At 62.5% G+C, this 21,382-nt stretch carries 20 protein-coding genes; 11 read left to right on the top strand and 9 right to left on the bottom strand.

Annotated features, from left to right (window positions below; genetic code table 11):
- Positions 1-24: 24 nt before the first annotated feature.
- The 3 genes from dapD to pncA form a co-directional block, all read right to left on the bottom strand.
- The gene (dapD, locus tag CKW37_RS03780) at positions 25-1,059 is read right to left on the bottom strand and encodes a 2,3,4,5-tetrahydropyridine-2,6-dicarboxylate N-succinyltransferase (protein ID WP_095154104.1); all 1,035 of its coding nucleotides are present in this window, start codon (positions 1,057-1,059) and stop codon (positions 25-27) included.
- Between the two features lie 39 nt (positions 1,060-1,098).
- Entirely contained in the window at positions 1,099-1,446 is a 348-nt protein-coding gene (locus CKW37_RS03775; RefSeq protein WP_095154103.1) for an ArsC family reductase, read from the bottom strand.
- A 129-nt stretch (positions 1,447-1,575) separates the two neighbouring features.
- Positions 1,576-2,226, bottom strand: a complete 651-nt coding sequence (gene pncA, locus CKW37_RS03770; RefSeq protein ID WP_095154102.1) for a bifunctional nicotinamidase/pyrazinamidase — start codon at positions 2,224-2,226, stop codon at positions 1,576-1,578.
- A gap of 213 nt (positions 2,227-2,439) precedes the next feature.
- Here pncA and CKW37_RS03765 point away from each other — a divergent pair, with 213 nt between their 5' ends.
- Positions 2,440-4,086, top strand: a complete 1,647-nt coding sequence (locus CKW37_RS03765; protein WP_095154101.1) for a Na+/H+ antiporter — start codon at positions 2,440-2,442, stop codon at positions 4,084-4,086.
- Positions 4,087-4,144: 58 nt separating this feature from the next.
- On the opposite strand, the gene CKW37_RS03760 is transcribed toward CKW37_RS03765, so the two are convergent.
- Both CKW37_RS03760 and gspH read right to left on the bottom strand, forming a co-directional pair.
- Complete coding sequence (locus tag CKW37_RS03760; RefSeq protein ID WP_095154100.1) at positions 4,145-4,762, bottom strand: type II secretion system protein GspJ; 618 nt, start codon at positions 4,760-4,762, stop codon at positions 4,145-4,147.
- Positions 4,759-5,220 (bottom strand): type II secretion system minor pseudopilin GspH, encoded by a 462-nt coding sequence (gspH, locus tag CKW37_RS03755; RefSeq protein WP_095154099.1) that lies wholly within the window; start codon positions 5,218-5,220, stop codon positions 4,759-4,761. Before gspH ends, CKW37_RS03760 begins: the two co-directional genes overlap by 4 nt.
- A gap of 67 nt (positions 5,221-5,287) precedes the next feature.
- Here gspH and CKW37_RS03750 point away from each other — a divergent pair, with 67 nt between their 5' ends.
- Positions 5,288-5,719, top strand: coding sequence for a general secretion pathway protein GspC (locus CKW37_RS03750; protein ID WP_095154098.1), 432 nt, complete (start codon positions 5,288-5,290; stop codon positions 5,717-5,719).
- Positions 5,720-5,733: 14 nt separating this feature from the next.
- Here CKW37_RS03750 and gspI read toward each other — a convergent pair whose 3' ends face one another.
- Positions 5,734-6,111 carry a type II secretion system minor pseudopilin GspI gene (gspI, locus tag CKW37_RS03745; RefSeq protein ID WP_095154097.1) on the bottom strand — a complete coding sequence of 126 codons (378 nt, stop codon included), beginning with the start codon at positions 6,109-6,111 and terminating at the stop codon, positions 5,734-5,736.
- A 146-nt stretch (positions 6,112-6,257) separates the two neighbouring features.
- On the opposite strand from gspI, the gene gspG reads away from it, so the two are divergent.
- Genes gspG through gspF form a run of 7 tightly spaced genes read left to right on the top strand, consistent with a single transcriptional unit; the run spans position 6,258 to position 14,374 of the window.
- Positions 6,258-6,707, top strand: coding sequence for a type II secretion system major pseudopilin GspG (gene gspG, locus CKW37_RS03740; protein WP_095154096.1), 450 nt, complete (start codon positions 6,258-6,260; stop codon positions 6,705-6,707).
- An 8-nt stretch (positions 6,708-6,715) separates the two neighbouring features.
- Positions 6,716-7,702, top strand: coding sequence for a type II secretion system minor pseudopilin GspK (gene gspK, locus CKW37_RS03735; protein ID WP_095154095.1), 987 nt, complete (start codon positions 6,716-6,718; stop codon positions 7,700-7,702).
- Entirely contained in the window at positions 7,699-8,871 is a 1,173-nt protein-coding gene (gene gspL, locus CKW37_RS03730) for a type II secretion system protein GspL (protein ID WP_095154094.1), read from the top strand. The genes gspK and gspL overlap by 4 nt, the downstream gene beginning before the upstream one ends.
- Complete coding sequence (gene gspM, locus CKW37_RS03725) at positions 8,864-9,412, top strand: type II secretion system protein GspM (RefSeq protein WP_095154093.1); 549 nt, start codon at positions 8,864-8,866, stop codon at positions 9,410-9,412. The genes gspL and gspM overlap by 8 nt, the downstream gene beginning before the upstream one ends.
- Positions 9,409-11,760 carry a type II secretion system secretin GspD gene (gspD, locus tag CKW37_RS03720; protein ID WP_095154092.1) on the top strand — a complete coding sequence of 784 codons (2,352 nt, stop codon included), beginning with the start codon at positions 9,409-9,411 and terminating at the stop codon, positions 11,758-11,760. Before gspM ends, gspD begins: the two co-directional genes overlap by 4 nt.
- Positions 11,757-13,163: a type II secretion system ATPase GspE gene (gspE, locus tag CKW37_RS03715; RefSeq protein ID WP_095154091.1), complete on the top strand. Its 1,407-nt coding sequence runs from the start codon at positions 11,757-11,759 to the stop codon at positions 13,161-13,163. Before gspD ends, gspE begins: the two co-directional genes overlap by 4 nt.
- A complete protein-coding gene (gene gspF, locus CKW37_RS03710; RefSeq protein ID WP_095154090.1) occupies positions 13,163-14,374 on the top strand; it encodes a type II secretion system inner membrane protein GspF in 1,212 nt (403 codons plus the stop codon). Before gspE ends, gspF begins: the two co-directional genes overlap by 1 nt.
- A 91-nt stretch (positions 14,375-14,465) precedes the next feature.
- Here gspF and dapC read toward each other — a convergent pair whose 3' ends face one another.
- From dapC to map, 3 genes are read right to left on the bottom strand one after another with little or no spacing between them, the layout of a single operon-like run.
- The gene (gene dapC / locus CKW37_RS03705) at positions 14,466-15,662 is read right to left on the bottom strand and encodes a succinyldiaminopimelate transaminase (RefSeq protein WP_095154089.1); all 1,197 of its coding nucleotides are present in this window, start codon (positions 15,660-15,662) and stop codon (positions 14,466-14,468) included.
- 23 nt (positions 15,663-15,685) lie between these two features.
- Entirely contained in the window at positions 15,686-18,388 is a 2,703-nt protein-coding gene (locus CKW37_RS03700; RefSeq protein WP_095154088.1) for a [protein-PII] uridylyltransferase, read from the bottom strand.
- Positions 18,389-18,407: 19 nt separating this feature from the next.
- A complete protein-coding gene (map, locus tag CKW37_RS03695) occupies positions 18,408-19,190 on the bottom strand; it encodes a type I methionyl aminopeptidase (RefSeq protein ID WP_095154087.1) in 783 nt (260 codons plus the stop codon).
- 340 nt (positions 19,191-19,530) lie between these two features.
- Here map and rpsB point away from each other — a divergent pair, with 340 nt between their 5' ends.
- Both rpsB and tsf read left to right on the top strand, forming a co-directional pair.
- Positions 19,531-20,262: a 30S ribosomal protein S2 gene (rpsB, locus tag CKW37_RS03690; protein WP_095154086.1), complete on the top strand. Its 732-nt coding sequence runs from the start codon at positions 19,531-19,533 to the stop codon at positions 20,260-20,262.
- Between the two features lie 184 nt (positions 20,263-20,446).
- Positions 20,447-21,313: a translation elongation factor Ts gene (tsf, locus tag CKW37_RS03685; RefSeq protein WP_095154085.1), complete on the top strand. Its 867-nt coding sequence runs from the start codon at positions 20,447-20,449 to the stop codon at positions 21,311-21,313.
- The last annotated feature ends 69 nt before the right edge of the window (positions 21,314-21,382 follow it).

Genomic DNA, 21,382 nt, shown 5'->3' with positions numbered 1-21,382 from the left:
AAAGGCCAGACCCGATCGTACCACTTAGTTGTGGGCGTGCAGCGCTTCGTTCAGCTCGATGGCCGACTTGTGCGTCTTGCACTCGACAGCGCCGGAAACCGAGTTGCGGCGGAACAGCAGGTCGGTCTGGCCGGCCAGGTCGCGGGCCTTGACCACTTTGACCAGTTGGTTCTGCTCGTCGAGCAGTTGCACCTTGGTGCCAGCGGTGATGTACAGGCCGGCTTCAACGGTGTTGCGGTCGCCCAGCGGGATGCCGATACCGGCGTTGGCGCCGATCAGGCAGCCTTCGCCCACTTTGATGATGATGTTGCCGCCACCGGACAGGGTGCCCATGGTCGAGCAACCGCCGCCCAGGTCCGAGCCCTTGCCGACGAAGACGCCCGCGGAAACGCGGCCTTCAATCATGCCCGGGCCTTCGGTGCCGGCGTTAAAGTTGACGAAGCCTTCGTGCATGATCGTGGTGCCTTCGCCGATGTAGGCGCCCAGGCGGACACGGGCGCTGTCGGCGATACGCACGCCGGTCGGCACGACGTAGTCGGTCATCTTCGGGAATTTGTCTACCGAGAATACTTCCAGCAGCTCGCCTTTCAGGCGCGCTTCCAGTTGCTGCTCGGCCAGTTCGGCCAGGTCGATGGCGCCCTGGCTGGTCCAGGCGACGTTCGGCAGCAGCGGGAAGATGCCGGCCAGGCTCAGGCCGTGCGGCTTGACCAGGCGGTGGGAGAGCAGGTGCAGCTTGAGGTACGCCTCGGGCGTCGAGCTCAGGGTGGCGTCTTCTGCCAGCAGCGTGGCGACCAGCGGCTTGCTGCTTTCAGCAAGGCGGGTCAGCAGTGCGGATTGCACCGGGTCGACGGCCTTGATCGCTTCGGCCAGTTGCGCGGCCTGGGACGTGGTGAAGGTGATGGCCTGGTTGCCGCCTTCATAACCCAGCAATGGGGCGACGGCGGCGACCAGTTCGGCGGCCGGGTTGAGCAGTGGCTGGGCGTAGAAGACTTCCAGCCAAGCGCCTTGGCGGTTCTGGGTGCCGACACCGAAGGCCAGGCTGAACAGGGAAGTGGACATGCAGTTACCTCGTACTGAAATTGATGAAAAGCGTGCGGCTCACTTCAGCGCGGCCGCGTACAGGTCCGGTTTGAAGCCCACCAGGGTCTTGTCGCCCAGGTCGAGTACCGGGCGCTTGATCATCGACGGTTGGGCGAGCATCAGTTCGACGGCCTTGGCCTGGTCGATGTCGGCCTTCTGGGCGTCATCGAGCTTGCGGAAGGTGGTGCCGGCGCGGTTCAGGATCACGTTCCAGCCGTGCTCGTCGCACCAGCGGTTGAGGCTGTCCCGGTCGATGCCCTGGGTTTTGTAATCGTGGAAGGCGTAGTCGATGGCTTGTTCTTCGAGCCAGCTACGTGCCTTTTTCATCGTGTCACAGGCTTTGATGCCGTAAAGAGTGTAAGCCATTGAACATTAAGGGTTGTCGGGCGTTCCCGCAGCAACCCCGCGACTCCTCGGAATTTTGGGTGGGCTGGATTATGCGGCAACAACGGGCACGGCGCCACGGCTGTGGCGCCGGCATCGGACATGCGTGTATCAGGGTGCGACGAGTAACTGCCGGGACTCGATGAAAATCACCCCGGCTTCCTGCATCTCCGCCATTGCCCGCTCCAGCGAGCCGTCGCTGTCGATGGCCCGGCAGGCGTCCAGCACCACATAAGTGACGAAACCCTTGCCCCGGGCATGCAGTGCCGTCCAGGCGACGCAGAAATCCAGCGCCAGGCCGACCACGTAGACGGTGGAAATACCCTTTTCCTGCAAGTAGCCGGCGAGGCCCGTGGTGGTCTTCTGGTCGGCCTCGGTGAATGCCGAGTAGCTATCCACCGCCGGATTGCCGCCCTTGCGCACGATCAACTGGGTATGGGGGATGTTCAGCAACGGGTGGAACAGCGCGCCCTCGCTGCCCTGGAGGCAGTGATCGGGCCACAGCACCTGCGGCCCGTACGGCAATTCGATGACCTCGAACGGCTTGCGGCCGGGATGGCTTGAGGCAAACGAGGCGTGACCGGCGGGGTGCCAGTCCTGGGCCTGGACCACATTGCGAAAACCGCCGGCGATGCGGTTGATCAGCGGCACGATCTGGTCGCCGCCGGTCACCGGCAGGGCACCGCCGGGAATGAAGTCGTTCTGCACGTCGATGACGAGCAGGGCGCGATCGGGGCTATCGTTGTTCAGGTCTGGGGCCATCGGACGCTCTTCCTTGTAATCACGGTATGGGAGGGTAAAACCGATGCAGCAGGATAAAAGTCTTGTGTAGCATGGTGTTACACATTCTCCGCCGACCTGCGACTTATGTTCAGCGGTCGCTCGGTGGTCGAGGTCGTTACTATATGTGTCCAATGGCACTCGGCTGTCCAGCGTGCCAGGGAATGCTTTCGAATCGAACAGGAAACACGCCGTATGCAGTCAGCCTATACCGTCCTCATCCTGCTGATGCTGGTCAGTGTCTCCAAGCTGGTGGGGCGAATGATCCCGCTGCCGTTGCCGCTGGTGCAGATCGCCGCCGGTGCCTTGCTGGCGTGGCCGACCCTGGGTTTGCATGTGGCGCTGGACCCTGAACTGTTTCTCTTCCTGTTCCTGCCGCCGCTGCTGTTCTCCGATGGCTGGCGCATGCCCAAGCGCGAACTGTGGCGCTTGCGCGGGCCGATCCTCACGCTCGCGGTGGGGTTGGTGCTGTTTACCGTGGTTGGCGCCGGTTACTTCATCCACTGGATCATTCCGTCCATTCCGCTGCCCGTGGCCTTCGCGCTTGCCGCGGTGCTGTCGCCGACCGATGCCGTGGCGGTGTCGGCCATCACCCAGGACCGCCTGCCGACGCCGTTGATGCACATGCTGCAAGGCGAAGCGCTGATGAACGACGCGTCGGGCCTGGTGACTTTCAAGTTCGCCCTGGCGGCAGCCATCACCGGGGTGTTTTCCCTGGCCGAGGCCAGCCTGACCTTCGTCCTGGTGGCGCTCGGCGGCCTGGCCATCGGCGTTGCCTTGAGCTGGCTGGTGGGCCGCCTGCGCACCTGGATGATCGCTCGCGGCTGGGACGACCCGGCTACCCACGTGGTGTTCATGTTGCTCCTGCCGTTCGCCGCTTATGTACTGGCCGAGCGCCTGGGCGCTTCGGGCATTCTCTCGGCCGTGGCGGCGGGAATGATGCAGAGCTGGCTCGACCTGCTGCCGCGGCAGACCAGTACCCGACTGCTCAACCGCAGTGTCTGGTCGCTGCTGGAGTTCGCTTTCAATGGCCTGATCTTCCTCCTGCTGGGCCTGCAATTGCCGGACATCATCAAGGCGGTGACCAGCCACGAAGCCTCGCTCTGGCCGACCCTGGCCTGGCGCTGCCTGGAGGTGGTGGCGATCTTCGGCGTGTTGCTGCTGCTGCGCTATGTCTGGGTGCAGAGCATCTGGCGACTGATCGGCATGGTGCGTCGCTGGCGGGGCAAGGGCGAGTTGGTACTCGGCCCGAATGCGCGCTCCTGCTGGCTGCTGACCGTGGGTGGCGTGCGCGGGGCGGTGACCTTGGCGGGTGTGATGTCGGTGCCGCTGCTGATCAGTGCCGGCAAGGATTTCCCGGAACGCGACCTGCTGATTTTCATCGCCGCCGGGGTGATCCTGCTGTCGCTGGTGTCGGCCTGCATTGCCTTGCCGCTGTTGCTGCGCGGCGTCGAGAAAAGCGCGGACGACGCCCTGCAACAGGAAGCTGATGAAGCCTGGCGCCGCACTGCCGAGGCGGCGATTCACGCGCTGGAAGCAGAAGAAACCGCCGAACCTGGCGCACAGCAGGATGCTTCGCAGGCGGCACTGGCGGCTGAACTGAAAGCGCGCCTGATGGCCGAGTATCGCCAGCAACTCGATGCCTATAACGACAGCGCCGAGGTCCGCGCGCTGGCCGAACAGATGGATCAACTGGAGCGCCGCTTGCGTTTGCGTGCGCTGCGGGCGCAGCGTCTGGAGCTGTATCGGCTGCACCGTCATCACGAGATCGGCGACGATGTGGTGCGCAGGGTGCTGGGGGAGTTGGACTTGAGTGAGGCTAATCTGGGGCAGGTGAAGTGAACCCGCCTTGGGGCTTACGCTGCCCTTGAGTTCCATCGGTATGTAGAGGGTCAGCGAGTCAATTCAGTGGGCCCAGCACCTGTCGAAAACGCTCCTCACCCTGGGGCGTTTCCCGGGTCAATCGGATTTCCAGGCCTCGCGGGCCGTTTTTACGATTGCCGTTCAACTGGCGCCAGCCTGCGCCGGGCTCCCAGATACGCACCTGCAGGCTGGTGATATTACCCAGTACCGCCACGCCGTCGCGAGACGTGGGCGTCGGCAAGGGGAAGCGATCCCGGGCAGCAGCGCTGGCACGGTACAGCGTGTCCCCCTCCAGCCACCAGCGAACACGCTGCAAGCCACTGTCCGAAGTTGCCGCGCTGCGGATCACGTCGAGACGGAAGCTGTTGTTGTCGGTACTGCGGACGCTGATGACCTTCGACTTCGCGGCGTGTTGGGGGTCGTTGTTGTTCAGGTCCGGCGCCTGCAACTCGATGTTCGCCCGCAAAGCCACATCTCGCTCCAGTTGGTGCAGGGTGTGCAGGACCTCCCGGTTTTGTTCTGCGTCCCTCTGCAAATGACTGTCGGTGCGCGTCACGCTGTCCAGACCACGCCACGCAATCAGACTGACGATTGCCATCAGCAGAATCGCCACCATGACCTCGATCAGGGTAAGGCCGCCCTGTCTGCGCCTCATGGCTCGTTCACTACCCTGATTTGCCCGTCGGCCGTCCGCTGCACGGCAAGGGTGTTGCGACCGTCGGAGAGTGCCAGTTGCATGGGCGGGTTGAACCACTCCCCATTCAAGATCACTCGCTGTTTCGGTGTGACGCTTATCTTGAGGTCCGGCGTTTCCCAGGTGCGCGGATGCAGGTGTGAATCCTGGGTGAAATGATCGAAGCCGAACCCCTGGTCACTGCGACGGCTGAAATGAAAACCCTTGCCATCGGATTCCAAGGTGATCAGGCGCCCATCGACTTGCGCCTCGGCCTGGGCAATTTGCAGCAACTGGACCAGCCGATTGGCATCCTTGCGCAAGCGTTGTTGCGGATCTGGCTTGATGCTGATGCTGACGGTCGCGCTGGCGACTCCAACAATGATGAGCACCACCATCAGTTCGATCAGGGTAAAACCCTTTTGTCCGTATTGGGGCATGGCCAACGTTCCGTCGTTGTTTATCGGTCCTGTAGACTGCAACACCAGACAACAGGGAGGTTTTGTCTTGGCATTCACTTTTCGTGTAGCGGCGCCGCACATTCTGCAAGGCGCGGCCCTGATCGCGGCGCTGGCGGGCGTGTTGGTCTGGTCAGCGCTGTTGCTGACGTCGGCCGAATCCAATGCACCGGCGGCAACGCGCCCTGATCCAGTGGCCCGCGCCGACACACCCGCATTGCGATGGTTTTCCAGCCAGCCTGTGATGATGGACATCAAGGTGTCCGGGGTGATGGCCGGTGCGCAAGGCGCGGTGGCCATCATCAGCCTCAACAACGGCCCGCCCCGCAGCTTTCTCACCGGTGACCGCCTGGCCAACGGTTTGCGCCTGCTGGCGATAGAAGGGGATGCGGTCATCGTCGAGCGAGGTTCGGAGCAGAGCCGATTCAAAGTCAGCACGCTGCCGGACTCCCCTGTATTACCTCGATTGACTCGTCCATGAACACGCTCCTGGCGTTATTCCATTGCCTGGCTGAGGAGCGTGTCGAGCCGAGCCAGCGGCGGTGCCTCGCGCAGGCCATCTGAAACCAGGACCGTGACGTGCATCAGCCGCCCATCGGCGCTTGGAGCGATGGTCTGCTCACAACGAAGTTGCAACCTTCCCTGATCACATTCAAAACGCTTCAGGCCCGCGGAAAAGCGTCCTTCAAGTCGTAGCTCGGCGATCTGGCTTTGCGCCGCCAGCAGCGCCATCGAGCGATCACGCAGCCGTTCGTTGATTTGAGTCATCAGGCCCGCGATGCGAACGGCCGCCGACATCGCAATGGCAATGATCGTCAAGGCCACAAGGACCTCGATCAAGGTGAATCCACGCTCCTTGCGCAACGTCTCCATGAATGACTCTTGGCTGAAAACAGGGGCGCAGAATAGCACCCGGGCCCGAGGAAATGGCGAGGCGCCCCAGGTGGTATTTGTATTTTTCATCGGACCTGTTTTGTTACACTGCGCGCCGAATCGCAACCAAGCCAAGGAAGGTGGAAATGGATTTCGCGCGCGCCAAATATCAGTCCGCAAACCGTCGCGGTCAACGTGGGTTCACGCTGATAGAAATCATGGTAGTCGTGGTTATCCTCGGTATCCTCGCGGCCATGGTCGTACCCAAGGTGCTCGATCGTCCTGACCAGGCCAGGGCCACGGCGGCGAAGCAAGACGTCGCGGGGCTGATGCAGGCGCTGAAGCTTTATCGTCTCGACCACGGTAGCTACCCCAGCATGAATCAGGGGCTCAAGGTGCTGGTGGAGCGTCCGGCCGACGCGAAAAATACCCACTGGCGTTCCTATCTGGAGCGCCTGCCCAATGACCCTTGGGGTCATCCGTATCACTACTTGAATCCCGGCGCCAATGGCGAAGTCGACATCTTTTCTCTGGGGGCCGACGGCCAGCCGGATGGCGAAGGCGCGAATGCCGATATCGGCTCCTGGCAGCTCTAAGCGCCGCCATGAAATCGTATTCGCGGACATTGCCCAGGCAGAGGGGCATGGCGATCATCAGCGCCTTGTTGATCGCGGCGGTAGTGGCGGTGATTGCCGCCGGCATGCTGACCCGCCAGAGTGTACTCACGCGGTCACTTGAGGCAGAACAGTGTCGCGTGCAGAGCCATGCGGCACTCCTGGGGGGGCTGGAAGTCAGCCGGTACGTCCTTCTGGATTCTCGCAAGCGAGATCGGCTGACCCGACCTGACCAGCCATGGGCACAACTCATTCAGACCGTCGTTCCGACCCCCCGGATGGGACCGTTCGAAGGTCGATTGGTCGATCAGCAAGGCAAGTTCAACCTGCGCAACTTGCTGGCTAATGAGCGCGTTGATGCCGATCAGGTGCGCAGTTTCGAGCGGTTATGCGAAATGATTGGCATCGATGCCGGTCTCGCGCAGCGTATCAGTCAACGGGTCATTGCCTCCTATCCGCGAGTTCCCGGGCCACAAGTGTCGGAGCAATCGGCTACCCAGAACAGCTTCGCCAGTGGTCGCTCCACCTCTCCTGGCTACATTCACAAACCGCTGCCTGCTGCCCTGCCGATGTTGCGCAGCCTGGAAGGTTTGCGTGGCCTCGATGGCATGAACGAGGCGCTACTTGCCCGGCTGGATCAATTCGTCAGCATCATTCCGGTCAATGCCTGGGTCAACGCCAATACCGCCAGTGCGGAAGTCCTGGCCGCGATGGTGCCGGGGTTGTCTCTGACGCAGGCCAGAGCAGCCGTGGCGGAACGTGACAGCGGTCTCTGGTTCATAGACCGAGGCGATATCGGCAATCGTCTGCGCTTGCCGCAGTTGAGTATCGACGGGCTCAAAGTCGGCATTAGCAGCGAGTGGTTCCTGCTTCATGGCCAGACCCGCTGCGAGAAGCGTCGCGTCGGCATGGACGCGCTTCTGCATAGTCCGGAACAGGGCGTGCCCAGGGTGATCTGGTCGAGGCCGGGAGTATGACGCTGCTGAGAATCGCATTGCCGCCACTGGAGCACCTGACGGCAAACACCGAGCTTGAATTCGCTTGTCTGGAACACCGCGGCCGTGTCGGGCAGACCGGCGTCAGCACGCTCATGCAGATAGGGCAGCAAACCGGGTCGCGAGCCGTCGAGTGCTTTCTTCATCCTGCGGACAGCGTAATGACCAGCATCGAACTGCCGCCGCTTTCTGCCGCGAGAGTGCGGGCTGCGGTGGGGTGCGCTGTACAGACGCTGATCCTTGGGGACAAGGACCGCCTGCATGTCGCCCATAGCGCCCGGGATGGCAACGGGCAGGTTCATGTGAGCTGGTTGGCCAAGGCTGAGCTGGATCGCCTCGCCCGGCTGTTGGCCCAGCATCGATTGACCTTGCGTGGCCTTTATCCCGCGCCTTACAGGCTTGCCTTACCGCCTGCCGGACAAATAAGCGCCTGCTTGCTGGACGACCACTTGCTGTTACGCCAGAGCGCTGAGCAAGGGGCCGTGGAGCCATTGATGGAAGACCGCCTGGATGACTTGCTGGCGGATGGCGACAGGGTGAATTGGATTGGCCAAGGCGCTCGCGGCGAGAGCCTCGACGAAAAGCCTGCAGCGCTTTATTGGTCAGGTATTGCGCCGAATTGGGGGCTTCACGGAGGTGTTCGGCAAGCGGATACCGGGCGGCGAAGCTGGGGGCGGGCGCTCGCTTGCTGCGCAGTGGCATTGGCTGTCTGGGTGATCGGGTTGAATCTGTACGCCGCCCGTGAAGCCCTCCAGGGCCAGCAGCTCAAGGCGCAAATGACACAGCGGGTGAAGCAGGCGTTCCCCGAATTGCCGGTGATCCTCAATCCGCTGCAACAGGCCCGGCAGCAACTCACTGCCCGCCAGCAAGGCACGGCGGACGATCCCGCCCAAGGCTTCAATCGTCTGGTGTTGCAGGCTGGCAGCAGCATGCCGTTCATGATGGGCAGCGTACAGCGGCTGGTGTTCGCCGACGGTGCGTTGCAACTGAGCCTGCTGGCCGAGGCCAGCCGATCGGACAACGACAAGGGCTGGCAAGGTGCACTGGCTCAGGCGGGCATCAGCGTCAGTGCCACTGATGACGGCTGGGTTTTGCGCCCGGCAGCCGAGGTGATCTCCACCGACGACAGCAGCGGAGCAGAGGATGAATAACCCAATCCTTGCCAGGCATCGGGCCGGGTGGCAGCGCCTGAACGTTCGATTGCAGACCGGTTGGCAGGCATTGACCCTGCGGGAAAAGCGCATGGTCGGCGGTATGGCGGTGCTGCTGGTGGGGCTGTTTTTCTGGGTGGCATTGATCCAGCCGCCGCTTGCGAAGATCGCCTATTGGCAAGCCGAGGCACCGAAACTGCGCGCCCAGACCGAAGCACTGGACGTGCTGCTGCGGGACGTCAGCCCCCGGCCCGACGGACAAAACCTCGAACACGCGCTGCAACAGACCTTGCAGGCCGGCGGGCTGGGCGGCCACTACCAGTTGCAGGCTGCACCGTCCGGGGGCTGGCAGTTGACCTTCGATGCCGCACCCGCCGATGCGGTGCTCGACTGGCTGCTGAGCCGCCCACGGCAATTTTCGCTGCAAGTGGTCGAGGCCCGTCTGCAACGTGCAGGCGGCGCTGCGACCGATGATACCGCCGGCACTCTGTCAGGCACTGTACGCATGGATCAGGCGCTGGGCGCTAAGGAAGCTTCATGAAGGGGTCAGGTTTCAACCCGGTGCGCAAGGCATTGCCAATGCTGTTGATGGCGTTGAGTGCGTGCAGCAGCACCACACCGCAAAACCAGCCGCCGTTGCTGGTGGACAGCGAGCTCGGCCGGCCCTTGGCCAATACCCAGCGCAGTGGCGACGCGGTGCTGGATCGCGAGCGGATGCAGGCCCAGGCCAGGCCCGTCCCCAAGCAACGGCACAACATCACCGAACGGCCCCGCACTGCTTCTACGCCACACGCGGCGGTCAATCCGCTGGGCGACCAGTTGGTGACCCTGAACTTCGTGGAGGCCGATATTCAGGCAGTGGTGCGGGCACTGTCCCGCTCCACCGGCCAGCAGTTTCTGGTCGATCCGCGGGTCAAAGGCAACCTGACGCTTGTGTCCGAGGGCCAGGTGCCGGCGCGCCAGGCTTACGAAATGCTGTTGGCGGTGCTGCGCATGCAGGGCTTCAGCGTGGTGGATGTCGGTGGCGTGGCCCATGTGGTGCCGGAAGTCGACGCCAAATTTCTTGGCGGACCGGTCTACAGCGCCGACAAGCCGGCCGGCAATGGCATGCTCACCCGCACTTTCCGCCTGCAGTACGAAAATGCAGTCAACCTGATCCCGGTGCTGCGGCCGATCGTCTCGCCGAACAATCCGATCAACTCCTATCCCGGCAACAATACCCTGGTGGTCACCGACTACGCTGCCAACCTTGAGCGGGTCGCAGAGCTGATCGCCACCATTGATATCCCGAGTGCCATCGACACCGACGTGGTACCGATCCACAACGGCATCGCCGCCGACATCGCGCCGATGGTGGCCGATCTGCTGGAGACATCGGGCAACGATCCGACCCAGAAAATCGTGGTGATCGGCGATCCGCGCTCCAATACCATCATCATCCGCGCCGGCAGCCCCGAGCGCACCGAGCTGGCCCGCAACCTGATCTACAAGCTCGACAACGCCCAAAGCAACCCGAGCAACCTGCATGTGGTTTACCTGCGCAATGCCCAGGCCGGCAAACTGGCTCAGACCTTGCGGGGTTTACTGACCGGCGAAAGCGACAGCAACACCAGCGATAGCGCGCGCTCGGCACTCAGTGCCATGGGCGGCAATTCGAGCGGGCAGGGCAGCCAGAGTGGTATGCAAACCAACGGCACCGCTTCAACGGCCCATAACGGCAGCTCGGGCGGCAACTATGCCCAGGGCAGCAGCGGCGGCAGCAATGCGCAGGACAGTGAACAGAACGTCGCGTTCAGCGCGGGTGGCGTGACCATCCAGGCCGACGCCACCACCAACACATTGTTGATTTCGGCAGCGGAACCGCTGTACCGCAACCTGCGGGAAGTCATCGATCTGCTCGACCAGCGCCGTGCGCAAGTGATGATCGAAAGCCTGATCGTCGAGGTCGGCGAAGACGATGCCAGTGAATTCGGCGTGCAATGGCAGACCGGCAATCTCGGTGGCAAGGGTGTGATCGGCGGCGCCAATCTGGGCGGCTCCGGAATCAACCTCAACGGCAAGACCAGTCTAGATGTGCTGCCCCAAGGGCTGAATCTCGGCTACGTGAATGGCAGTGTCGACATCCCCGGCATCGGCAAAATCCTCGATTTGAAAGTCCTGGCCCGGGCCTTGAAGAGCAAAGGCGGCACCAACGTGCTGTCGACACCGAACCTGCTGACCCTGGATAACGAAGCCGCGAGCATTTTCGTCGGCCAGACCATTCCGTTCGTCAGCGGCAGTTACGTTACCGGTGGCGGCGGAACCAGCAACAACCCGTTTCAGACCGTGACCCGTGAAGAGGTCGGGTTGAAGCTCAACGTGCGACCGCAGATTTCCGAGGGCGGCACGGTCAAGCTCGATATCTATCAGGAAGTCAGCAGCATCGACGAGCGGGCATCGGCCTCCGCTACGTCGGCGGGGGTCGTCACCAGCAAGCGTGCGATCGACACCAGCATCCTGCTCGACGACGGTCAGATCATGGTGCTCGGCGGTCTGTTGCAGGACGGCTACAGCCAGAGCAACGAAGCGGTGCCATGGCTCGGCAGCCTGCCGGGGATCGGCGCGCTGTTTCGTAACGAACGCCGCTCGATCAACAAGACAAATCTGATGGTATTCCTGCGCCCGTACATCATTCGCGACAGCGCGGCGGGGCGCAGCATCACCCTCAACCGTTACGACTTCATGCGTCGCGCCCAGGGCGGATTGCAACCGGAGCGCAACTGGGCGATGCCAGACATGCAGGCTCCGCAGCTGCCGACCGCAGCGCAGGGCGTCCCGGCTCCGGGGGCAGTTTCAGCGCCGAGGGCGACCATCAGGGCGGTGCCGCTGGATGGAGGCCCGAACCTGTGAGCGCACTGCCCTACGCCTGGGCCAAGGCCCAGCGCATTCTGTTGCGTGAAGGGGTGCTGACGGTGTGCCCGTCGACACCGGGTTGGTCGATCAGCGAGGTGCGTCGCCAGTTCGGCCCGGCCAGGCTGGAGCGGGTGCGCGATGACGAACTCGACGGTCTGCTGGCCACGGCCTACGCCGATACCGGCAGCGCGGCGGCAGTGGTCGGTGCGGCGGAGAACGAAGTCGACCTCGACCGCCTGATGCAGGACATGCCGGAAATCACCGACCTGCTCGACACCCAGGACGGCGCGCCGGTGATTCGCATGATCAACGCCTTGCTCACCCAGGCGGCGCGTGACGAGGCCAGCGACATCCATATCGAACCCTTCGAAACCCATTCGGTGGTGCGCTACCGGGTCGACGGCACCCTGCGCGACGTGGTCTCGCCGCGCAAGGCACTGCATGGCGCGCTGGTGTCACGGATCAAGATCATGGCCCTGCTCGACATCGCTGAAAAGCGCTTGCCCCAGGACGGTCGTATCACCTTGCGCGTGGCCGGGCGGCCGATCGACATCCGCGTCTCGACCGTTCCCACCGGTCATGGCGAACGGGTGGTGATGCGCCTGCTCGACAAACAGGCTGGGCGATTGCATCTGGAAACGCTCGGCATGGACGCGCAGGTGCTGGCCAGGCTCGACCAACTGATCCGACAGCCCCACGGCATCGTGCTGGTCACCGGCCCGACCGGCAGCGGCAAGACCACCAGTCTCTATGCGGCACTGGCACGGCTCGACGCCAGCACCAGCAATATCCTCACCGTGGAGGACCCGGTGGAATATGACTTGCCGGGCATCAGCCAGATCCAGGTCAACGCCAAGATCGACATGACCTTCGCCCTGGCCCTGCGGGCGATTCTCCGGCAAGACCCGGACATCATCATGATCGGCGAGATTCGTGACCTCGAAACCGCGCAGATCGCCGTGCAGGCTTCGTTGACCGGTCACCTGGTGCTGGCGACCCTGCACACCAACGATGCCGTGTCGGCGGTCAACCGGTTGGTCGACATGGGCGTCGAACCGTTTCTGTTGGCGTCGTCGATGCTCGGCGTGCTGGCGCAACGACTGGTGCGGCGCCTGTGTTCGCAGTGCAGGCAGCAAGACCCGGCAACCCCCGGCACCTGGCGTCCAGTGGGCTGTGAGGCCTGCAACCACACGGGTTACAGCGGCCGTACCGGGATTCATGAGTTGTTCTGCATCGACGACGATATCCGCACCCTGATCCATCAAGGCGCCGGAGAGCAGGCCTTGCGGGCAGCCGCGCAGCAAGCCGGGATGCTCAGCTTGCGCGAGGACGGCGAGCGCTGGATCCGCAGCGGTGTCACGGCCCCTGAAGAAATCTTGCGTGTGACACGGGACACCTGATGAACCGCTACCGTTTTGAAGCTGCTGATGCCAGCGGCAAGATCGAGTCCGGACACCTCGAGGCCGATAGCCAGAGTGCGGCGCTAGGCGTGCTGCGCAGTCGGGGTCTGACGGCGCTGTCGGTGCAACAGGAGAATCCTGCGGCCCATTCCGGTTCCGGCAGTCTGTTCAGCCCGCGGCTTTCGGACAACGACCTGGCCTGGGCCACCCGGCAACTGGCGAGCCTGCTCAGTGCCAGCCTGCCGCTGGAAGCTGCGCTGAGCGCTACGGTGGAGCAGTCCGAGAAAAAGCATATCGCCCACACCCTCAGTGGCGTGCGTGCCGACGTACGCAGCGGCATGCGCCTGGCCGAGGCGCTGGCGGCGCGGCCTCGGGATTTTCCCGAAATCTACCGGGCGTTGATCGCGGCGGGGGAGGAGTCCGGGGACCTGGCGCAGGTGATGGAGCGGCTGGCGGATTACATCGAGGAGCGCAACAACCTGCGCAGCAAGATACTCACGGCGTTCATTTATCCCGGCGTGGTCGGGCTGGTGTCGATCGGGATCGTGATTTTCCTGCTCAGCTACGTGGTGCCGCAGGTGGTGAGTGCGTTTTCCCAGGCCCGTCAGGATTTGCCGTGGCTGACGCTTGCGATGCTCAATGCCAGTGACTTCATCCGCACCTGGGGCTGGTTATGCGCTGCCGTCATGACCGGTACGTTTTGGAGCTGGCGACTTTATTTGCGCAACCCGACGGCGCGTTTGAGCTGGCACCATCGGGTGCTGAAGCTTCCCCTGATCGGTCGTTTTGTCCTGGGATTGAACACGGCAAGGTTCGCCTCCACGCTGGCGATTCTTGGCGGCGCCGGGGTGCCGCTGTTGCGGGCGCTGGAGGCGGCACGTCAGACCCTGTCCAACGAACGCCTGAGCCTGAGCGTCAGCGAGGCCACGGCCAGGGTACGAGAAGGCGCGAACCTGGCGGCGGCGCTCAAGGTGGAGAATGTGTTTCCGCCGCTGTTGATTCATTTGATTGCCAGCGGTGAGAAAACCGGGTCGCTGCCGCCGATGCTCGAGCGCGCTGCACAAACCTTGTCCCGCGACATCGAGCGCCGGGCCATGGGCATGACCGCGTTGCTTGAGCCGCTGATGATCGTGGTGATGGGCGGGGTGGTGCTGGTGATCGTCATGGCGGTGCTGTTGCCGATCATCGAGATCAACCAACTGGTGCAATAGGATGAACAGCCCTCGTCGCCGAGCGCTATTTTGGGTGCACAACTGACAGAAACATCAGTTGTGCACCGGGCGGGATGCTAGCGCAGAATGTTCAACCTTCGATAAACGCCCGAATACGCTTCGCCGCTTCCACACACTCCGCCAGCGGTGCCACCAGCGCCATGCGCACGCGGCCGGCTCCCGGGTTGACGCCGTCAACGTCACGGGACAGGTACGAGCCCGGCACCACGGTCACGTGCTGTTGCTCGAACAGGTCACGGCAGAACGCGGCATCGTCGTTGCCCGGGACTTTCGCCCAGAGGTAGAAGCCGCCATCCGGTTTTTGCACGTCCAGCACCGGGCCGAGGATGTCCAGTACGGCGTCGAACTTCTCGCGGTACAGGTCGCGGTTGTCGCGCACGTGGGCTTCGTCGTTCCAGGCAGCGATGCTCGCCAGTTGGGTCTGCACCGGCATCGCGCAGCCATGGTAGGTGCGGTACAGCAGGAAGCCCTTGAGGATGTCGGCGTCACCGGCAACGAAACCGGAACGCAGGCCCGGCAGGTTGGAGCGCTTGGACAGGCTGTGGAACACCACGCAACGCTTGAAGTCGCTGCGGCCAAGCTCGGCGCAGGCACTTAGCAGGCCCGGCGGCGGGGTTTGTTCGTCGAAGTACAGTTCGCTGTAGCACTCGTCGGCGGCGATGACGAAGTCGTACTGGTCGGCCAGGGCGATGAGTTTCTTCAGGGTTTCCAGCGGCACCAGGGCGCCGGTTGGGTTGCCGGGCGAGCAGAGGAAGAGAATCTGGCAGCGCTGCCAGACGTCCGCCGGCACCGCGTCGAAGTCCGGGTTGAAGCCGTTCTGGTCCAGGCATGGCAGGTAGTGCGGCTTGACGCCGGCCAGCAGCGCCGCGCCTTCGTAGATCTGATAGAACGGATTCGGGCTGATGATCAGGCCGTCATCGCTGCGATTGACTACGGCCTGGGTGAAGGAAAATAGCGCTTCACGGGTGCCGTTGACCGGCAGCACATGGCGGGCGGCGTCGAGCCAGCCGGTCGGCACGCCGAAGCGGCGCTCGCACCAGTGGGCGATGGATTCGCGCAGGGCCGGCAGGCCGAGGGTGGTCGGGTACACCGCCATCTGGTCGAGGTTGTCGGCCAGGGCCTTGGCCACGAAAGCCGGCGAGGTGTGCTTCGGCTCACCGATCGACAGGGCGATGGCGCGCTTGTCCACCGCAGGGGTGACGCTGCCCAGCAGGGCGCGCAGTTTCTCGAACGGGTAGGGCTGAAGCTGGTTCAAAGCGGTGTTCATCGGCGCGGGTTCTCGTCAAAGCATTAAATGGTCAGGCGAAAGGGTTCATTGCCACTGGCCTGGTCGACGCGCAACTGTTCGACGATCGCGTCCTGCAGGCGGCTGCACAGTTGTGGGTCGGAAAGCGGTTGGTTGTCGGCGTCGGTAATGAAGAACACGTCTTCCACGCGCTCGCCGAGGGTGGCGATCTTGGCGTTCTGCAGCGACAGGTCGAAGTCCAGGAAGATCTTGCCGATCCGCGCCAGCAGGCCCGGGCGGTCGGGCGCGATGATTTCGAGGATGGTCACCGGGCGCTGCGCGTCGTTGAGGATGGTCACCTGCGGCGCGAAGGAGAAGTGCTTGAGCTGGCGAGGCACCCGGCGATGGATGATGTTCGGGTAGTCGTCCGGGTTGCGCAGGGCTTCGGTCAGGCCGTCGCGGATCTGCTTGATGCGCTGCGGGTTGTCGCCGATCGAGCCGCCGTCGTTGTCGAGCACGATGTAGGTGTCGAGGGTGAACTGGCTGCTGGAGGTGATGATCCGCGCGTCATGGATGTTCAGGTTGAGCTGGTCCATCGCCGCCACGGTCACGGCGAAGAAATCATGCTGGTCGGGTGCGTAGATGAAGATCTGCGTGCCGCCTTCGAATTCGCGCTGGGTGGTTTCCTTGATCAGCACCAGCGGGCCGCCATCGGCGGGCTGCTGGAGGATCGCGTCGGAGTGCCAGGCGACATCGGCGGCGGTATGGCGCAGGAAATAGTCGTCGCCCAGTTGCGACCAAAGCTGCTCGACATCGTCCTGATCGGTGCCTTCGCGCACCAGAATGTCGAGGGCGGCGCTTTGCGTCTGGCGGATCTGCTCTTCACGGTCCAGCGGGTTTTCCAGGCCGCGGCGCAAGGCGCGCTTGGTCTCGGTGTAGAGCTGGCGCAGCAGGCTGGCGCGCCACGAGTTCCACAGGCTGGGGTTGGTGGCGTTGATATCGGCCACGGTCAGCACGTAGAGGTAGTCCAGATGCACCTGGTCGCCGACCATCTGGGCGAAATCGTGGATCACCTGCGGGTCGGACAGGTCCTTGCGCTGCGCGGTGGTGGACATCACCAGGTGGTTCTGCACCAGCCAGACGATCAGGCGGCTGTCCCAGGCCGGCAGTTGATGGCGCTCGCAGAAGGCTTGCGCGTCCACCGCGCCCAGTTCCGAGTGGTCGCCCTGGCGGCCCTTGCCGATGTCGTGGTAGAGGCCGGCGAGGTACGCCAGTTCCGGCTTGGGCAGCCGGCCCATGAGCTTGCTGGCCAGCGGAAACTTCTCCGACACCGGGGTGTACTGGAGTTTGCGCAGGTGCTTGATCAGGTTGAGGGTGTGGGCATCGACTGTATAGATGTGGAAAAGGTCGTGCTGCATCTGCCCGACGATCAGGCCGAACTCCGGCAGGTAGCGCCCGAGGATGCCGTAGCGATTCATTCGGCGCAGGTTACGGTGGATGCCGATCTCGCACTTGAACAGCTCGATGAACAGGCTGGTGTTGCGGATATCGTTGCGGAAACTGTCGTCGATCAGGTGACGGTTTTCCCGCAGCAGACGGATGGTGTCGGCGCGAACGCCCTTTATTTCCGGGTGCTGCGCCATCAGTACGAAGATTTCCAGCATGGCGAACGGCGTGCGCTTGAACACGTTCGGGCGCACGGCCTCGATATAGCCATCGTGCAACTGGAAGCGCGCGTTCAGCGGCTGGGTGGTGCTGCTGGAGTCGTCGGCGAGGATGACTTCCTCGAAGTGCTGGATGATCAGGTCGCTGAGCTCGGCAATGCTCATGACCACCCGGTAATACTGCTGCATGAACTGCTCGATGGCGCGTTTCGGGTTTTCATCCTTGAAGCCGAGCAAGGCGGCAATGCTGCGCTGGTGGTCGAACAGCAGGCGGTCTTCGGAGCGCCCGGCGAGCATGTGCAGGGCGTAGCGCACTTTCCAGAGGAATTCCTGGGACGAGGCCAGCAGCTTGTTCTCACTTTCCAGCAGGAAACCTTCGCCCGCGAGGGCGTGCAGGTTCAGGGTGCCGTATTGGCGACGGGCGACCCAGAGTACCGTCTGGATGTCGCGCAGGCCGCCGGGCGAGCCCTTCACGTTGGGTTCGAGGTTGTATTCGGTGTCGTTGTACTTGTGGTGACGGGCTTTCTGCTCGGCACGCTTGGCCAGGAAGAACTCCTTGCTCGGCCACATGTGCTCGGGGCTGGTGACCTCCAGCATGCGCAGGCGAAGGTGCTCTGGGCCGCTGATGGTGCGGCTTTCCATCAGGTTGGTGACCACCGTCAGGTCGGCGCGGGCCTGTTCGGCGCATTCATCGACGGAGCGCACGCTCTGGCCGACTTCCAGGCCGATATCCCAGAGCAGCGTCAGAAAACGCTCGATCGAGTCGCGGAAAATCTCATGATCGGCGCTGTCCAGCAGGATCAGCAGGTCGATGTCCGAGTGCGGGTGCAGCTCGCCGCGACCGTAGCCACCGACCGCGACCAGCGCGATATCGGCATCTTCGCTCCAGTCGAACTGGTTCCAGGCCTGTTGCAGGATGTTGTCGACGAACCAGGCGCGGTCCTCGATCAACCGGCGGATATCACGGCCCTGGCGAAACCGTTCATCGAGCACTTCGCCGGCACGACGAATGGCTTTCTTGAAGGCCGCGATCGGGCTTGACTTGAGGGCCAGTTCCGCCTGGAACTGGCCGCGGTCGAACAGCTCGGGATCCACCTGTGGCATCGAGTCGCGTCCTGTCTGGTCAGGCTGAAGTACGGGGAATGGTGTCGTCTTTGCGCAGGGTGAAGATTTCGTAGCCGGTCGCGGTGACCACCATGGTGTGCTCCCACTGGGCGGAAAGCTTGCGGTCCTTGGTGATGGCGGTCCAGCCGTCGCCCAGCACCTTGGTGTCGGCCTTGCCCTGGTTGATCATCGGCTCGATGGTGAAGGTCATGCCTTCCTTCAGTTCCATGCCGGTGCCGGCACGGCCGTAGTGCACGATCTGCGGCTCTTCGTGGAACACCTTGCCGATGCCGTGGCCGCAGAACTCGCGGACGACCGAGAAGCCGTTCTTTTCTGCGTGCTTCTGGATCACTTCGCCGATATCGCCCAGGCGGCAGCCCGGCTTGACCAGTTCGATGGCCTTGTACAGGCATTCCTGGGTGACTCTCGACAGGCGCTCGGCCCAGACCGGCACTTCGCCGACATGGAACATGCGGCTGGTGTCACCGTGGTAGCCGTCCTTGATGACGGTCACGTCGATGTTCAGCGTGTCGCCGGCCTTGAGCGGCTTCTCGTTGGGGATGCCGTGGCAGACCACATGGTTGATCGAGGTGCAGATCGACTTGGGGAAGCCTTTATAGTTGAGCGGCGCCGGAATGGCCTGCTGCACGTTGACGATGTAGTCGTGGCAGAGGCGGTCCAGTTCTTCGGTGGTCACGCCGGGCTTGACGTGTTCTTCGATCATTTCCAGGACTTCGGCGGCAAGGCGGCCGGCGATGCGCATCTTTTCGATGTCTTCGGCGGTTTTGATGGTAACGGTCATTGCAGGCTCTCTACGGCGCGCAGCGGCGCTGGCAAACAGGAAAGGCGCGATTCTAGCAGAGCGTTGGCGGTTTCAGGGCCCCGCGCCACGGCTGGTGCCTCATGGATGCTGGCATTCTGGCGCGATTGCGCCCGGGGTGCAAAAGGCCGCTAAGGCGATGGTATTGCGGGTTTCGTTCATCGATCGAGTGTGGTATAAAATGCGCCGCTTTCCGGGGATAGCCCCGTCAAGCTCAAACCCACACACGTATCGACACGATGACCTGGGTGCTCCGATCGACAGATCGCGGGTTGGTCATTGGGATGCGTGGAGGCCCAACCCGACTTATCAAGGAACTATCATGTCCCAAGTCAACATGCGCGATATGCTGAAGGCCGGTGTGCACTTCGGCCACCAGACCCGTTACTGGAACCCGAAAATGGGCAAGTTCATTTTCGGCGCGCGCAACAAGATTCACATCATCAACCTGGAAAAAACCCTGCCAATGTTCAACGACGCTCTGAGCTTCGTAGAGCGCCTGGCCCAGGGCAAAAACAAGATCCTGTTCGTCGGCACCAAGCGTTCCGCTGGCAAGATCGTTGCTGAAGAAGCAGCACGTTGCGGTTCGCCGTACGTCGACCATCGCTGGTTGGGCGGCATGCTGACCAACTACAAAACCATCCGCGCTTCGATCAAACGTCTGCGCGAGCTGGAAGTCCAGGCTGAAGACGGTACCTTCGCCAAACTGACCAAGAAAGAAGCGCTGATGCGCTCCCGTGATCTGGAAAAACTGGATCGCAGCCTGGGCGGTATCAAGGACATGGGCGGCCTGCCTGATGCACTGTTCGTGATCGACGTTGACCACGAGCGCATCGCTATCACCGAAGCCAACAAGCTGGGCATCCCGGTCATCGGCGTTGTCGATACCAACAGCAGCCCTGAAGGTGTTGACTACATCATCCCAGGCAACGATGACGCCATTCGCGCCATCCAGCTGTACATGGGTTCGATGGCTGACGCCGTCATCCGTGGTCGCAACAACGTTGCCGGCGGCACCGAAGTCTACGCTGAAGAAGCGCCAGCTGCCGAGTAAGTGACGCTTAGCGTCGACTTGGCACGCAAAAAGGGGGCTAGGCCCCCTTTTTGCCACCTTGAAATCCTCCTGTCGCCAAGTGTCCGCATTATCGACGCGCCGCATACAGGTAGTGGATTTCCAGAATTTAGCGCCCGTGAGTATCGGGTGGAATGGTTGAAAACCTATCCAAGAGGATTTTGAAATGGCAGAAATTACTGCAGCGTTGGTCAAGGAACTGCGTGAGCGTACTGGCGAAGGCATGATGGACTGCAAGAAAGCCCTCACCAAAGCCGGCGGCGATATCGAAAAAGCCATTGACGACATGCGCGCCTCGGGTGCCATCAAGGCTGCCAAAAAGGCTGGCAACGTTGCCGCCGAAGGCGCCATCGCCATCAAGGACGACGGCAAAGCGGCCGTTCTGCTGGAAGTCAACTCGCAGACCGACTTCCTGGCTCTGCAAGACGACTTCAAGGCATTCGTTACTGCCAGCGTCGAGAAAGCTTTCAATGACAAGCTGACCGACGTTGCTCCACTGATCGAAGCTCAGGAAGAGGCTCGCCTTGCTCTGGTTTCCAAAGTTGGTGAAAACGTCAACATCCGTCGCCTGGTGCGCGTTGAGGGTGACGTTGTCGGTACCTACCTGCACGGTAACAAGATCGGTGTTGCTGTTGTCCTGAAAGGCGGTGACGTCGAGCTGGCCAAAGATGTTGCAATGCATGTTGCTGCCAGCAACCCTGAGTTCCTGCTGCCATCGGAAGTTTCCGCTGAAGCGATCGAGCGCGAGAAAGGCGTATTCCTGACGCTCAACGAAGACAAGATGAAAGGCAAGCCAGCTGAAATCGTCGAGAAGATGATTGCTGGTCGTATCACCAAGTTCCTGGCCGAGGCCTCGCTGGTCGAGCAAGCTTTCGTCAAGAACCCGGAAGTCACCGTTGGTGCTCTGGTCAAGAAAGCTGGTGCTGAAATCGTTTCCTTCACTTACTTCAAAGTAGGCGAAGGCATCGAGAAGAAAGAAGACAACTTCGCTGAAGAAGTTGCTGCTCAACTGGCTGCTGCCCAGAAGCAATAAGACGGATTCACATCTGTCGCCCCAAAGAGGCTGCCCGCTCACGCGCGCAGCCTCTTTGTCAAAGCGCGA

The sequence above is a fragment of the Pseudomonas sp. Irchel 3E13 genome (assembly GCF_900187455.1).
Lineage (GTDB): Bacteria > Pseudomonadota > Gammaproteobacteria > Pseudomonadales > Pseudomonadaceae > Aquipseudomonas.
Note: the sequence above shows the minus strand (reverse complement) of the source record. Positions and strands in the feature narration are given on the sequence as shown.

Coding starts and splice junctions, on each gene's coding strand:
- dapD (WP_095154104.1), bottom strand. CDS start 1,059: ATGTCCACTTCCCTGTTCAGCCTGGCCTTCGGTGTCGGCACCCAGAAC.
- CKW37_RS03775 (WP_095154103.1), bottom strand. CDS start 1,446: ATGGCTTACACTCTTTACGGCATCAAAGCCTGTGACACGATGAAAAAG.
- pncA (WP_095154102.1), bottom strand. CDS start 2,226: ATGGCCCCAGACCTGAACAACGATAGCCCCGATCGCGCCCTGCTCGTC.
- CKW37_RS03765 (WP_095154101.1), top strand. CDS start 2,440: ATGCAGTCAGCCTATACCGTCCTCATCCTGCTGATGCTGGTCAGTGTC.
- CKW37_RS03760 (WP_095154100.1), bottom strand. CDS start 4,762: ATGAGGCGCAGACAGGGCGGCCTTACCCTGATCGAGGTCATGGTGGCG.
- gspH (WP_095154099.1), bottom strand. CDS start 5,220: ATGCCCCAATACGGACAAAAGGGTTTTACCCTGATCGAACTGATGGTG.
- gspI (WP_095154097.1), bottom strand. CDS start 6,111: ATGGAGACGTTGCGCAAGGAGCGTGGATTCACCTTGATCGAGGTCCTT.
- gspG (WP_095154096.1), top strand. CDS start 6,258: ATGGATTTCGCGCGCGCCAAATATCAGTCCGCAAACCGTCGCGGTCAA.
- gspK (WP_095154095.1), top strand. CDS start 6,716: ATGAAATCGTATTCGCGGACATTGCCCAGGCAGAGGGGCATGGCGATC.
- gspL (WP_095154094.1), top strand. CDS start 7,699: ATGACGCTGCTGAGAATCGCATTGCCGCCACTGGAGCACCTGACGGCA.
- gspM (WP_095154093.1), top strand. CDS start 8,864: ATGAATAACCCAATCCTTGCCAGGCATCGGGCCGGGTGGCAGCGCCTG.
- gspD (WP_095154092.1), top strand. CDS start 9,409: ATGAAGGGGTCAGGTTTCAACCCGGTGCGCAAGGCATTGCCAATGCTG.
- gspF (WP_095154090.1), top strand. CDS start 13,163: ATGAACCGCTACCGTTTTGAAGCTGCTGATGCCAGCGGCAAGATCGAG.
- dapC (WP_095154089.1), bottom strand. CDS start 15,662: ATGAACACCGCTTTGAACCAGCTTCAGCCCTACCCGTTCGAGAAACTG.
- CKW37_RS03700 (WP_095154088.1), bottom strand. CDS start 18,388: ATGCCACAGGTGGATCCCGAGCTGTTCGACCGCGGCCAGTTCCAGGCG.
- map (WP_095154087.1), bottom strand. CDS start 19,190: ATGACCGTTACCATCAAAACCGCCGAAGACATCGAAAAGATGCGCATC.
- rpsB (WP_095154086.1), top strand. CDS start 19,531: ATGTCCCAAGTCAACATGCGCGATATGCTGAAGGCCGGTGTGCACTTC.
- tsf (WP_095154085.1), top strand. CDS start 20,447: ATGGCAGAAATTACTGCAGCGTTGGTCAAGGAACTGCGTGAGCGTACT.